Source organism: Saprospira sp. CCB-QB6 (assembly GCF_028464065.1).
Lineage (GTDB): Bacteria > Bacteroidota > Bacteroidia > Chitinophagales > Saprospiraceae > Saprospira.
Genome location: NZ_CP116808.1, coordinates 3,629,711 through 3,643,308, shown reverse-complemented (window position 1 = coordinate 3,643,308; position 13,598 = coordinate 3,629,711). Strand labels below are relative to the sequence as shown.

Annotated in this window: 15 protein-coding genes; 12 read left to right on the top strand and 3 right to left on the bottom strand. The window is 47.2% G+C overall.

Going from position 1 to position 13,598, the window contains the following annotated elements:
- The first annotated feature begins 45 nt into the window (after positions 1-45).
- Complete coding sequence (locus PPO43_RS14005) at positions 46-168, top strand: hypothetical protein (protein WP_272618846.1); 123 nt, start codon at positions 46-48, stop codon at positions 166-168.
- Positions 169-238: 70 nt separating this feature from the next.
- Positions 239-454 carry a hypothetical protein gene (locus tag PPO43_RS14000; RefSeq protein ID WP_272618844.1) on the top strand — a complete coding sequence of 72 codons (216 nt, stop codon included), beginning with the start codon at positions 239-241 and terminating at the stop codon, positions 452-454.
- Positions 455-962: 508 nt separating this feature from the next.
- Here PPO43_RS14000 and PPO43_RS13995 read toward each other — a convergent pair.
- Positions 963-2,051: an endonuclease gene (locus PPO43_RS13995; protein ID WP_272618842.1), complete on the bottom strand. Its 1,089-nt coding sequence runs from the start codon at positions 2,049-2,051 to the stop codon at positions 963-965.
- A gap of 575 nt (positions 2,052-2,626) precedes the next feature.
- Here PPO43_RS13995 and PPO43_RS13990 point away from each other — a divergent pair.
- On the top strand, positions 2,627-4,183 hold the full coding sequence (locus PPO43_RS13990; RefSeq protein ID WP_272618840.1) for a YifB family Mg chelatase-like AAA ATPase: 1,557 nt from the start codon (positions 2,627-2,629) through the stop codon (positions 4,181-4,183).
- Positions 4,184-4,245: 62 nt separating this feature from the next.
- Here PPO43_RS13990 and PPO43_RS13985 read toward each other — a convergent pair whose 3' ends face one another.
- On the bottom strand, positions 4,246-6,324 hold the full coding sequence (locus PPO43_RS13985) for a S9 family peptidase (RefSeq protein ID WP_272618838.1): 2,079 nt from the start codon (positions 6,322-6,324) through the stop codon (positions 4,246-4,248).
- A gap of 360 nt (positions 6,325-6,684) precedes the next feature.
- Between PPO43_RS13985 and PPO43_RS13980 the strand changes: the two genes are divergently transcribed.
- Genes PPO43_RS13980 through PPO43_RS13950 form a run of 7 tightly spaced genes read left to right on the top strand, consistent with a single transcriptional unit; the run spans position 6,685 to position 9,555 of the window.
- Positions 6,685-7,065, top strand: a complete 381-nt coding sequence (locus PPO43_RS13980; protein WP_272618836.1) for a DUF7793 family protein — start codon at positions 6,685-6,687, stop codon at positions 7,063-7,065.
- A gap of 8 nt (positions 7,066-7,073) precedes the next feature.
- Positions 7,074-7,490, top strand: a complete 417-nt coding sequence (locus PPO43_RS13975) for a DUF7793 family protein (RefSeq protein ID WP_272618834.1) — start codon at positions 7,074-7,076, stop codon at positions 7,488-7,490.
- Positions 7,491-7,525: 35 nt separating this feature from the next.
- Positions 7,526-7,942 (top strand): DUF7793 family protein, encoded by a 417-nt coding sequence (locus PPO43_RS13970; protein WP_272618832.1) that lies wholly within the window; start codon positions 7,526-7,528, stop codon positions 7,940-7,942.
- 11 nt (positions 7,943-7,953) lie between these two features.
- Positions 7,954-8,334: a DUF7793 family protein gene (locus PPO43_RS13965; protein ID WP_272618830.1), complete on the top strand. Its 381-nt coding sequence runs from the start codon at positions 7,954-7,956 to the stop codon at positions 8,332-8,334.
- A 6-nt stretch (positions 8,335-8,340) separates the two neighbouring features.
- Positions 8,341-8,715 (top strand): DUF7793 family protein, encoded by a 375-nt coding sequence (locus tag PPO43_RS13960; protein ID WP_272618829.1) that lies wholly within the window; start codon positions 8,341-8,343, stop codon positions 8,713-8,715.
- Between the two features lie 10 nt (positions 8,716-8,725).
- A complete protein-coding gene (locus PPO43_RS13955) occupies positions 8,726-9,121 on the top strand; it encodes a DUF7793 family protein (protein WP_272618827.1) in 396 nt (131 codons plus the stop codon).
- 47 nt (positions 9,122-9,168) lie between these two features.
- Positions 9,169-9,555 (top strand): DUF7793 family protein, encoded by a 387-nt coding sequence (locus tag PPO43_RS13950; RefSeq protein ID WP_272618825.1) that lies wholly within the window; start codon positions 9,169-9,171, stop codon positions 9,553-9,555.
- A gap of 25 nt (positions 9,556-9,580) precedes the next feature.
- Here PPO43_RS13950 and PPO43_RS13945 read toward each other — a convergent pair whose 3' ends face one another.
- A complete protein-coding gene (locus tag PPO43_RS13945) occupies positions 9,581-11,491 on the bottom strand; it encodes a RecQ family ATP-dependent DNA helicase (protein WP_272618823.1) in 1,911 nt (636 codons plus the stop codon).
- Positions 11,492-11,564: 73 nt separating this feature from the next.
- On the opposite strand from PPO43_RS13945, the gene PPO43_RS13940 reads away from it, so the two are divergent.
- Both PPO43_RS13940 and PPO43_RS13935 read left to right on the top strand, forming a co-directional pair.
- Complete coding sequence (locus PPO43_RS13940; protein ID WP_272618821.1) at positions 11,565-12,641, top strand: YncE family protein; 1,077 nt, start codon at positions 11,565-11,567, stop codon at positions 12,639-12,641.
- A 117-nt stretch (positions 12,642-12,758) separates the two neighbouring features.
- Positions 12,759-13,220 carry a CBS domain-containing protein gene (locus tag PPO43_RS13935; protein WP_272618819.1) on the top strand — a complete coding sequence of 154 codons (462 nt, stop codon included), beginning with the start codon at positions 12,759-12,761 and terminating at the stop codon, positions 13,218-13,220.
- Positions 13,221-13,598 lie beyond the last annotated feature (378 nt).

Here is a 13,598-nt window from a genome sequence, read left to right as displayed (position 1 = left end):
CTGCTTCGCCTGCAATGGGTTTAGTATTTCAGAAAATCTACTTAAATGCCCCACCTAATCAGTTTCAATGCTGCTTTGCCTGCAAAGGGTTTAGTATTTACAGATTACTACTTGCAAGAAGAACGCACAGGTTTCAATGCGGCTTCGCCTGCAATGGGTTTAGTATAATGAAACCAACCGAATTTATAAAAGAAGTCCACGGTTTCAATGCTGCTTAGCCTGCAAAGGGTTTAGTATCATGGATTGGAAGATAAATACCTTGAATGGATCAAAAGGTTTCAATGCTGCTTTGCCTGCAAAGGGTTTAGTATTCAATATGAACTTGAACCAAGACGGTTCACAATTCCAGTTTCAATGCTGCTTTGCCTGCAAAGGGTTTAGTATTCAATATGAACTTGAACCAAGACGGTTCACAATTCCAGTTTCAATGCTGCTTAGCCTGCAATGGGTTTAGTATAGAAATCGGTAAGTTATACCGAAGTTATACCGTGTTTCAATGCTGCTTTGCCTGCAATGGGTTTAGTATCAGAACCGCATCAATTCACTAGAGATTACGATGAAAAGTTTCAATGCTGCTTCGCCTGCAAAGGGTTTAGTATACAATCCTTCAGAACACCAGAAAAAGATGTTTGAGTGTTTCAATGCTGCTTCGCCTGCAATGGGTTTAGTTACAACCCCCAATATAAAACTTCTCCCCTATACTTCCTAATTTACCCCCAAGCCATTTTCCGCAACCTACAGGCGGCAAAGCCGCCGCAGGCCTAGCGATGTGGAGGGGTGGCCGAAGGCCAGACCGAAGGCGAAACGAAGTGAAGCCTGAAGGGCCGAGCAGACCTGCGAGCCCCGAAACGTAGCGCCGCAAGGCGAAGCCGCAGCGGAGGCCCCAAATCCCCCCTCCCAACAGACAAAAAAATAGGGCAGCTCCTCTCCTAGCTCCCCTATTTTCGCATTTTTTTCAGCCCTTACTGACGGACAAATTTTAAACTCTGCTGGCTTCCCCCAGCCCGAATCCGCAACAAATATACGCCCTTGGCCAAATCCGCAGGCAAATCAAATTGCCACTGATAATCGCCAGCCGACAAATTAACGGTCTCCAAAATGCCCAAAGAACGACCCAATACATCCAATAATTCTAGCTCGATCGGCTGGGCCTCCAATAAGTTAATAGACAAGTTTAACTGATTGCCCGACAAGGGATTAGGCCACAATTTAGCCTCCCCCAAACTGCTCCCCAAAACCGCCAAAGCAGAAGGCGCACAACCCGCCGCCTGATTCGGACAATATAAACGCTTGGCCAAACTGCAATCCAAAACAAAGGGATTCGCCTTGCCATCCTGATAAGTCGCAATCAACTGGCTGCGGTCCCATTCCGCCTGATCCACAGGGTCCAATTCATGCCAATCACAAAGCACCGCCTGCTGCGGCCCAAAAAAATTGGGATCGCTGCCCTGCGCCTCATTGCGGTAAATCGTGTAAAAATAAAACATGGCCCGCGCCACATTCCCCTTGAAATCCTCCCGCGGCTCAAATGCCTGATTCAGGACCAATTCACTGTACTTGTCCCGATCAAAAACAGGCACGCCCTGCGCATTATAAGTCAAATAAAACCAGTTAGTTACAGCCGTATCCGCCAGCTCCGCAAAAGGCAAATTGCCCCGCATATTGTTGGTCTCATTTCGACAAGCAAAGAGATGATGCAAATCACTGCGCGCATTGCCATTGGCCGCCCCCCGACTCTGCGGATAAGTATGCTCCACATTCATCCCATTGGGCGCATTATTGTCCGACATATAGGTGTCCGGATCCTGCGTCGGATCCAACCATTTTTGCAAACCCGTATACACACAAGTCACGGTATCATTCTGATTATCAATGACTTTAAACAAGGTATCCTTGGCATTATTCCAAGCCAAAACCGTATCGGGCCGATAATGCAATTGCACAGAATCCAACAAATCTGCCGTGCTCAAACCCGGAAATACATCCTGATGCTGCCCCCATAAAATAGGTCCCGCCGCCAGAAAAATCATGCAGTAAATCAATCTTTTCATCGCTTTCTTTTTTGGTCAATAAGGCCCAATTTACCGCTTTTTTGCCCCTCTCGCAGCCCCAAATTATAAATTAAAGTTGATTTAATTTTTCTACTGTTTTTTTGGGGCCTCCGCCTCGCTTCGCTCGTCGGCGGTTACTCCCTACGGTCGTCGAACTGCGCCCTAAAGGGCTTGTTGTCGCTTTGGGGGCCTCCGCTGCGGCTTCGCCTTGCGGCGCTACGCTTTGGGGCTCGCTATTCGCTCGGCCCTGCGGCGGCTCCGCCGCCTGGGTCTGGCCTGACGGCCACCCCGCCGCATCGCTAGGCCAGTCGCTTCGCTCCTTCTATATGCGCAGGGCTGTTGAAAAAGTACAGTTGTCCTAAAAGCGAACAAGGACTTCAGTCCGTCAGTTCGCTCAGTCAACAACCCTGGGCTTCAGCCCAGGGCGCTAAGATTAGAAGTTAAAGTCCATGCTTATAGGTCAAGCTAGAGGGCAATTAGATCCGCTAGCTCTGCCCAAAAAAGGAAAAGCCCAATAATAATTTGCAGTTTACAAACAAAGGTTATATCTTTAATTAAGTACAAAAATAAAAGATATGCTCATAAAAGCCTTTGCAAGCGCTGTTCATGGCGTAGACGCACAAACCATTACTATAGAAGTAGATACAGGCGGCCCCTTGGCCCAGGGAAAACCGGGTTACTCTCTAGTCGGTTTGCCCGACAATGCCGTTCGAGAAAGTTATTGGCGGGTAGAAAGCGCCATTAAATCGATTGGTTATCGCATTCCTCGCATTCGCATTGTGGTCAATATGGCCCCAGCGGACCTCAGAAAAGAGGGTTCGCATTATGATTTGCCCCTAGCCTTGGGCATTTTGGCCGCCACAGGCCAGATCCAAAGCGATTTACTCGAAAAATACATCCTCATGGGCGAGCTCTCCTTAGATGGTAGTATCCGCCCAATCAAAGGCGCTTTGCCCATTGCCATCCAAGCCCGCAAAGAGGGTTTTGAGGGCCTCATTCTTCCCAAAGTCAATGCTCGAGAGGGGGCCATCGTCAACCAGCTAGAAGTCTTTGGGCTCAGCCACCTAGCCGAGGTGGTCGCCTTTTTGGATGGAGGCGAAAAGCCTGAGCCCGTCTTTGTCGATACCCGCAAAGAATTTGAACAACAAGCCCCTCACCTCCTCGTCGATTTTATGGATGTAAAGGGCCAAGAACAGGTCAAAAGAGCCTTAGAAGTGGCTGCAGCGGGGGGCCATAATGCCATCCTGATCGGCCCACCCGGCGCAGGCAAAAGTATGTTGGCCAAGCGGCTACCGACCATTCTCCCCCCGCTTTCGCTCAAAGAAGCCCTAGAAACGACCAAAATTCATTCGGTAGTGGGCCTCATGCCCGAAAATGCCTCCCTAATTTCTAAGCGCTCTTTTCGCAGTCCTCACCACACCATTAGCGATGTGGCCCTAGTGGGCGGCGGGGTCCACCCCAAACCCGGAGAAATCTCCCTGGCCCATAATGGCGTCCTCTTTATGGACGAGCTGCCCGAGTTCAAACGGACCGTTTTGGAGGTCTTGCGCCAACCCATGGAAAGCCGCCAAATTACCATCTCTCGCTCTAGGTTCACCGTAGATTATCCAGCCAATTTCATGCTCTTGGCCGCCATGAATCCCTGTCCCTGCGGCTACTACACCCACCCCACCAAAGATTGCGTTTGTGCGCCCCAGGCCGTGCATCGCTACCTCAACAAAATCTCTGGACCGCTATTGGACCGCATCGACATTCATGTAGAAGTAGAGCCCGTAGATTTTGAGACCATCAGTTCTTCGAATATTCAGGGCGAAAATAGCGCCTCCATCCGAGAGCGAGTGAATCGGGCCAGAAAAATACAGGAAGAGCGTTTTGCCAGTTATCCCGGCATTCATTGCAATGCCCAAATGAACAGCCGCCTCATCCGAGAGTATTGTCAATTGGACCAGGCGGGCAGTCAATTGCTCAAGCAAGCCATGCAGGTCCGGCAGCTCTCTGCCCGCGCCTATGACCGCATCCTCAAAGTGGCCCGCAGCGTAGCCGATTTGGCTGGCTCGGCCCGCATTCAGCTAGAACACATAGCCGAGGCCGTAGATTACCGCAACTTAGACAAAGAAAACTGGGTCCAATAAGGACCAAAGCCAAAGGCCCGCAAGGAAAATTCCTTGCGGGCCTTTGGTGTTTTTGGGGGGAGTTAAGCCTCATCTTCTGCTAGACAAGCAAACAAAAAGGCATACTCTAAAGCGAGCTCCTTATAGGCTTGGAAGCGGCCAGAAGCGCCTCCATGACCAGCTTCTAAATTGGTGTGTAGCAAAAGCGTATTTTGGTCCAACTTTTTGTCTCTTAATTCGGCGACCCATTTGGCGGGCTCCCAATATTGCACTTGAGAATCGTGATAGCCTGTAGTGACCAAGATGGCGCAATAATATTGCGCTTGTACATTTTCGTAGGGCGAGTAGGACAAAATATAGCGGTAGGCCTCCTCTTCTTCGGGATTGCCCCATTGGTCATATTCATTGGTGGTTAGGGGAATGCTAGCATCTGACATCGTGTTGAGAACATCCACAAAAGGGACGGCCGCCACTAGGCCCCGAAAAGCAGTAGGGGCCATATTGGCTACAGCACCCATCAGAAGGCCACCGGCGCTACCGCCCATACCAAAGAGCTTTTCGGCAGAGCTATATTGTTGTAGACAAAGGCTTTGGGCCACATCAATAAAGTCGTAGAAGCTATTCTTCTTATTAAAAACACGGCCCTGCTCAAACCAGTCTCGGCCGAGGGCTTGGCCTCCCCGGATATGCGCAATGGCAAAGGCAAATCCTCGGTCCAAAAGGCTGAGGCGCGAAGAACTAAAATAAGGGTCAATGGTATGGCCATAAGCACCATAAGCATAGAGCAAAAGTGGGCTTTTGCCATCCTTTTTAAAGCCTTTTTTGTAGACCAGTGAAACGGGCACCTTGGCCCCATCTCTAGCTTCAACCCAAAGGCGCTCCGTTTGGTAATCGGCGGGATTATGGCCACCGACCACCTCTTGCTGCTTGAGCAATTCTTTGCGCCCATCCTCTAAATGGTAGGCATAGACGCTATTGGGCGTGGTCATCGAGCCATAGATATAGCGGAAATTTCGCTCTTCAAAATGGTGATTTTGGCCCAAAGAGACCATATAGACTTCTTCCTCAAAGGGGAGGTATTCGTCTTTATCGGCAGTGATTAGGCGCAGATGTGTTTGGCCCGCCTTACGTTCTTCTAGCACATAAAAATCTTTAAAGACAGTTAGGTCCTCTAAAAAGACAGCTGGGCGATGAGGTAAAATGAGGGTCCAATTGGCTTGTTGGGCCGTATTTTCCTTGCTGCTGTGCAAGAGCTTAAAATTGGGGGCATCTTGATTGGAGAGGATATAAAAGCCGCCTTGGCCATCTGCACCGATGCTATACTCATGATTAGCTTGGCGGGGCATAAAGTTCCAGAACTGGCCCAGTGGCTGATCGGCCTCTAGTAGTTGGTAATCGCTACTGAGAGTACTGCTATTCCAGATAATAATATATTGTTGGCAGCGGCTTCGGTAAACGCCTGTGTAGAAGCTTTTATCTTCTTCTTCATAAACCAAAACGGCTTCCTCTTGGCTTTGGCCGAGGCGGTAGCGGTAGACCTTTTCGGAGAGTAGGGTTTCGGGATTGCGAGTAGTAAAAAAGAGATGTTCATTATCGCTGGCCCAGGCAATATCTCCGCTACAGCCTTGTAGGACAATTGGGCTGGTCGTTTTGGTCTGTAGATCGATAAAAGCCATTTTATAGATACGGCGGCCGCTATCGTCAAAAGTATAGGCTAATTGTTGGCCGTTGGGGCTCACCTTAAGGCTAGCGAGTTGAAAAAAGGCTTTATCGGCGGCCAGGGCATTGAGGTCCAAAAGGATTTCCTCTTCTGTTTGGCCGGCCTTAATGCGGTAATAGATAGGATATTCTTGGCCTTCTTCAAAGCGTTGGCCATAAGTATAGCCGCCCATTTGGTAAGGAACCGATTCTTCTCTTTGGGGTAGGCGGCCAATCATTTCTTGGTAGATCTCTTCTTGGAGGTCTTGGAAGGGGACCATTTTTTGGGCCGTATATTCATTTTCGGCTTGGAGATAAGCTAAAACCTCTTGGGTTTGGGCATCTGGGGTTTCGGCCATTTTTTGGGCATCGCTAAGGCGCATCCAGTGATAATTATCGATGCGTTCCTCGCCATGTTGGGTTATTTTATGGGGCCGTTTATTGGCCTTGGGTGCGTTTAGCATATCGTCTATATTTTTAGCAAACTTCTTTAAAATTGTTCTCTGTTTAGGGAGGCTCAAAATAGCTTTTCTTTTGGCATCTTGCAATATGCCCTCAAAAAATAGCTGGCCTAGCCAAAAATTCATAGCAAACAATGCCCAAAGCAGCGCGATTACATCTGGCTGAGGGATGGAAAGGGGGGCGGCGAAGCCGCAGACCCAGGCGGCGGAGCCGCCGCAGGGCCGAGCGAATAGCGAGCCCCAAAGCGTAGCGCCCGCCGCAGGCGGGAGGCCCCAAAAAAAACTAAAATTAAAGCCCCTTCAGATTAAAAAAAAAGCTTAAAATTTTTAGCTTTGGTATCACACTAAAGAAACAGGAGCACTATGGAAAAGCAAAATTACATTAAGACTCCGATTGCCAAAGTTTGGCCTATTGCGCCTGGAATTATTCGGGTCATGTATGATGAAGTAGTTACTAATCCGGATGATGTACATGCGCATATTGAGCAGCTTCGGGAGGAATTTGGAGATGGACTTTGGTTGCTTTCTGATTTGCGACAGATGAAAAAAACGAATCAGGAAGTTCGGCAGGCGTTGAGTTCTGGAAAAATTGTCGCGGTGGGAGCTGCGGTAATTATGGGGAATGGTTTATCGAAAATTATTGGCAACCTTTTTCTAAAATTCAGTAAACCTACAATTACAACTCGTATCTTTACCGATGAGGAGAAAGCGATTGAGTGGTTGAAAGAGCAGGCTGCTAAATAAAATTAGGTTTGAAAAGAGATTATTCTGCCCAGGAGATTGTATTTCCCCAAGCTCATTTGCGCTGGTCCGAGGCGCAAGCGGGAGTTTTAGAGCTCCATTTTGAGGACCGTTTAAAGATGAGTTTGGAACAGGCCCAAGACTACTACGAAAGTCTTTGTAAAATGGCTGAAGCCCAAGATGAGAACATCTTTATTTATATTGACGTGTCTAATATTGGCGGGATTTCCGTGGACGCCCGAAAGTACTTTGCCAAGGCGGTGAACCCAAGGTCTAGAGCCTGTGCGCTCTTGGTAGGCAGCGGCATTAGTCGAATTTTGGGTAATTTTTTAGTTGGTTTTAATAAGCCGCCTATTCCTACTCGTTTGTTCACAGATAAGCAAAAAGCGCTTCAGTGGTTAATCGAATGGCAGCAGAAAACGTCCTAAGGACTGTATTTTAAAAATCTACTAAAAAGAATGGTTTGACAAGAGATTATTCTGCTGAGGAGATCATATTTCCCCAAGCGAAACTGCAGTGGTCAGAAAAACAAGCGGGTGTATTAGAATTGTATTTTGAGGATGGGTTGATAATGAGCTTAGAGCAAGCGATTAGCTATAATGAAGCTATTAAGAAAATGACAGCTGCTCGAAACCAGAATATATTCGTTTATATTGATGGAGCAAACCTCAAAGGGCTTTCTAAAGAAGCAAGACAATACTTTTCACAGGCCTCAACCTCAAGGTCTAGAGCTTGTGCGCTTTTGGTGGGTAATGGTATTAGTCGTGTGTTGGGTAACTTTTTGGTGGGCTTCAATAGGCCTCAGACTCCTACTCGACTGTTCACTCATAAAGAAAAAGCCTTGGCCTGGCTGGCCGAATGGCAAAACAAGGACCTATAGCCCCTGAAACTATGCAAAAAAATATACAAAGCCCAATTGCCGATATACGGCAGATTAATGAAAAAATGCTTTATATTGAGTACTTGCCCACGGTAAAAGATATAGACAAAATTGACCAGCACTTTAAGTTAGTAGAAGAAGTCTTTGGGCGGGAGTTGCTCATGTTGGTCGATGTTCGGCGCGTGAAGACGACCAATGCCAAGGCTCGCCGTTATATGGCCAAAAACAATCCTGTTGCTTCAGCAGCGGCCATTGTGGTCAATAATGGTCCTTCGGCGATTATTGGCAACTTCTTTTTAAAATTCGACTCCCCTCCTTTCCCCGCAAAATTGTTTAGCCAGGAAACAGAAGCCAAAAAGTGGCTAGATAAAATCCTGATTGAGCAGGAATAATAGCAGATGGAAAAAGAACTAATGATTACACCTATTGCCAAACTTTGGCAATTAGGTCCTAAATTACTGCGAGTAGAGTATTTGCCCGTAGTTACAGAAACCGAGAAAATTGATGCGCATTTTGCTTTGCTTACGGAGCATTTTGGCAAAGAGCTCTATATGTTGGTAGATATTCGGCAAGTGCGCTCGGCCAATGCCAAGGCACGTCGACATATTGCGAAGAAGAATGATGTGACCGCAGCAGCAGCCATTATTGTCAATAATGGCCCTTCGGCGATTATTGGCAACTTCTTTTTGCGTTTTGACGCCCCTCCCTTTCCAGCTAAACTCTTCACCAAAGAAGAAAAAGCGCTAGCTTGGCTGCAAAAAATCACTCATTAACTCCTTTATTATGAATGCTCCTTCTCCCAAAACAGACAATGCCGTTGCCCAAACTTGGCAACTAGAAGAAGGTATTGTGAAAGAAATCTACAAGCCCGTCAATGTCAACCTAGAGATGATGAAGGGGCATATTGAAGACTCTTTGCAAGCCTATGGCGTTGGCGCTTGGTATCTATCTGATATTAGCCAGCTAAAATCTACAGAAAGAGAGGCTAGAGATTATCTGGCGAAGCATGGGATTGCTGCAGGAGCAGCACTTTTAACCTATAGCCCTATCTCTAAATTAGTGGGTAACCTCTTTTTAAAATTCAATAAGCCCAAATTCCCTACTCGACTATTTACCTCTGAGGAAAAAGCCCTAGCTTGGTTACGGGAGCAAAGAAATCGCTCACTTAACAATGATTGAATGACTATTTAATTATATTTGCGGCCGAATAGCCAATCCTTAATTAAATGAGTCAACAAAAAATCACCACTCCACTAGTAGACGCCATAAAATTGGATAATGGAATCATCCATGAGGTCTACCATCCAACCAATGTTACCCTAGAAGCCCTAGAAGAGCACATAGCAGCCTGCCGTCAAGCTTTTGGCACCGAAGGCTGTTATCTTTCTGATATTCGGCAACTCAAATCCGTTTGTCAACAATCGAGAAAGCACCTCGCTAATCATTCTGTAGCAAAGGCTAGTGCCGTTCTGGTTAGTAGTGGATTTTCGACTATGGTTGGCAATATTTTTCTTAAGTTCAACAAACCAAACTTTCCCACCAAGCTATTTACCTCTAAGGAAAAAGCAATGGCTTGGATCGAAGAGCAACAAGCAGCTCTAAAAAACACATAAGAAAAGCGCCCTGATGGGCGCTTTTTTAGTTTAACTTCAGTTTGCCATCGGCTTGCTCAAGCAACTCTCGATTGTCTAATAATTGCTGCAAAACCGCAAGAGCTTTATTTTCTAAATTGGAGGGGAAACGCCCAATTAATTCTCGCAAAGGCTGAGGCTGCTTCCCAATTTGCGCAAGTATATAGCTCCGTATTTTCTTATACTCTTGGGCCGAGGGGCGGTTGTCATGTCGGCCCAAACAAACATCGCACTGTCCACAAGCGGGCGCATCCAACTCATTAAAATAGGCCAAGAGCATCTGCGAGCGACAACGCTTTTCCTCTGCATAAGCCAAGGCGGCTTGCATCCGCTTTTCCTGCCGCTCTTTCAAAAAGCGATAACTGGCCCCATCAAATAATAAATCCCCCTTGGCCAAACGCGGCTTGAGATAATAGATATACGGATTCTCCTTTTGTGGATGGTAGTAGAGCAAACCCGCCTGCTGCAATTGCCCCAACTGCTTTTTGACTTCCGAAATGGTGGATTTGGTCCCCCTTGCAATTTGCTCCTCTCGAATATTTACAGGCTGCTGAAAAGCCCCCTGATAGGTTCTCAAAATAAACTGGACCAAGCGCTCATAGGGCTTGTAGCGCAAAGCAAAATCATATACCTGCCGATTGTTTAAGCGAAACTGTAAACTAGCTGGAAAAAATAAGGATTCCGATAAGATCAAATACTCGTTTTGCATCAAGACCCGCAAAGCAGAAAGGACCAAAATAGGGTTCATCTTATACTGCTGACAAAAGCCCCCCAATGGGAAATCAAAACTCTGGCCCTCTCCCCCACCAATGGCCAACTGGAAAAAGCTCCCTAAGGCCTGATAAACCTGCCGAACAATATCTAAGCTAGGATAACTCTGCTCATATTGCTGCAGCAAACGCATCTTGTCGGTGCTGTTATACAATAATACCGCATAGGCCTTTTTGCCATCTCGGCCCGCTCGGCCTGCTTCCTGAAAATAAGCCTCTAAATTATCCGGCAAGGTCAAATGCACCACCAAACGCACATCGGGCTTGTCGATCCCCATCCCAAAAGCATTGGTGGCCACAATAACCCGAATCTCATTGGCGATCCAAGACTGCTGAATCTGCGAACGCAACTCTACCTCTCGGCCTGCATGATAGTAGTCTGCCGAAATGCCATTCTTTTGTAAGTAGCTAGCAATTTCTCGACAAGCTCGGCGATTCAAAACATAGACCACAGCCGTCCCTGGCACTTTCTTCAACATATCTAGCAGCTTGGCCAGTTTGTTCTCTTCCTCCAAAACGACATAAGCCAGATTATCCCGCCCAAAACTTTTGCGAAAAACCGCCTTAGCCTCCTCCCGAAAAGCCAATTTATCTTGCATATCAGCAACCACCTGCTCGGTAGCCGTGGCCGTAAGGGCGATAATAGGCACCTTGGGTAAAGCAGGCCGAATCTCCGCAATCTTGAGGTAGGCCGGCCGAAAATCATAGCCCCACTGAGAAATACAATGCGCCTCATCAACCGCCAATAAGCGAATGGGCAAACGATCCAAACGCATTTGCAACATCTCGGTCCCTAAACGCTCTGGAGATACATACAAAAAAGAAATATGCCCATGCACCGCCAATTCTAAAATGCGATCAATGTCTGAACGACGCATGCCCGTGTAAATCGCCTCGGCCGAAATGCCCCGCCGCTTGAGCTGCTCAACCTGATCCTTCATCAAGGCAATTAAAGGAGAAACAACCAAACAAAGCCCCCCCAAACAAAGCGCAGGCACCTGAAAACAAACCGATTTTCCCCCACCCGTAGGCAATAGGGCCAAACAGTCCTTACCTGCCAAAACCGCATCCACGATATCTTCCTGTAAGGGCCGAAAACTCGGATACCCCCAATACTTTTTCAATATTTCTCTTGCCACTGCTGACATAGTTTTTTCTTCCTTATTTTTGAGTTTTTAGTGGCCAGTTTGGCCCCTTTCAACAAAACTAATCATTTTTTCTATGAAGTCAATTAGGCAGACATCACTCTTGTATATATTTCTTTTCGGGCTTTTATTTACGGCCTGCAAAAAAGAAGAACCCAGCCCAACAACAGCCAGCTTTGCCCAAGGTGTCCTCATCACTAATGAGGGCCTATACAACCAAACCTCTGGCACGATCAGCCATTATTCTCCCGCTAATCAAGAGGTCCAAAATCGCATTTTCAAAACGGTCAACCAAAGAGATTTAGGCAATGTGGTCCAATCCCTCAACCGCTTTGGCGAACACACCTATATTGTGGTCAATAATTCCAATAAACTAGAATGGGTCAACCCCCAAACCTTTGCCGAAGAAGGCCAAATCCTCAACCTCAAACAACCCCGATATATCGCCCCCATCAATGATAGCCTCGCCTATATTAGCCAATGGGGCAATGACCTGCTCTCCGGCAGTATCGCCATCTTTAATTACCAAACAGCCGAACTCATCGGCGAAATTGAAGCCCTCGGCAAAGGGCCCGAACGCCTGCTCCCCTACAATAATAAGGTCTTTCTCTGCCTAGTGGGCGGACTCGAAACCGACCAACGCCTAGCCGTTATCAATAGCCAAACTCACCAACTCGAACAATATATTACTGTCGATGATGCCCCCAACAGCCTCCAACTCGACCAAAATGGCCTGCTCTGGATCGCCTGCTCAGGCAAAGCCGCCTACAGCAATTACCCCCAAATCGATACCGCCAACAGCACAATGGGCAGCCTAATCGCCATAGATCCCAGCAATAACCAAATTATCCACCAGCTAAATTTAGCCAAAGGACAAGGCGCTAGCCAGCTATGCCGAAACGCCGACGGTAGCCAACTTTTCTTTTGTCACAAAAACGCAATCTACCAACTCGACCCCAACCAACAAAGCATCCAGCAAATCAAAACTGGCCATTATTACGGCCTCGGCTTTGATAATGAAAACAATACACTTTACGCTGCTCGCTATATGGGCACAGAATCCGCCTGGGTCGATCGCCTAAGTCTACCCAACTTCACTCCTATAGACTCCTTTAGAGCTGGAATTTTTGCTAATGATTTTCATTTTCAGTAGGTTTTTTATAAAAAAATTGTGTTCTTTAAACAGCTAAAAAAATAGAACTTTTCCTCTCCGTTCTCCCTTTTTATAGTAGAAAGAATTAAACCCTACCTTATCAAAAACAACCGTATTATGAGTAACCTATCTGACTTTATGAACCGCCCCGTCAGCGACATCATGACGACCAAAATCAAAGCCCTTGTCCCTGGCGATAGCCTCCAAAAAGTTCAAGAACTTTTTGAGCAAGAGAATATCCACCACATCCCCGTCGTCCGCTACAAAGAATTGGTCGGTATCATCAGCCAAAGCGATTTTGAAAAAGCCATCCACGGCGCCCGCCTACATGGCGAAGCCAAAGCCGCTGCCGATAACCAAGAGCTTTTGTCTAAATACACCGCTTCCGATATCATGACTACCAAAGTGGTCCATATCGCCCCTACCGATAAAATTGGCGTTGCTGCCGAGCTCCTGCTCATCAACTACTTCCACGCCCTACCAATCATCACTGAAGAGGGCGAACTAGAAGGTATCGTTAGCTCTCATGATGTCCTCAAGGCCATCTACAAAAAAGCTTACCCCTCTGAAGATATTTAGGCCGCCCTTTTATCGCCGCCTATAAATAAGAACCTTTCCCTTGATCTAGGGGAAGGTTCTTTTTTTGTTTTTGGGCCTCCGCTGCGGCTTCGCCTTGCGGCGCTACGTTCCGCAGCTCGCTATTCGCTCGGCCCTGCGGCGGCTTTGCCGCCTTGGTCTGGCCTGACGGCCACTGCTGCACATCGCTAGGCCTGCGGCCCTTCGGGCCTGTTACATGGGGCTGTAGGTTAAAACCTACAGCCAGATGGTATTGCTGCGCAATGATGTATGAATGAGGGTTAAAACCCTCATTGATTTAAATCTTTTGGCCTTTTATCTTTCTCACTTAGTCAATCGACCCTCTTTTAGCTATGGGCTGAAGGTTTTAACCTTCGGCCC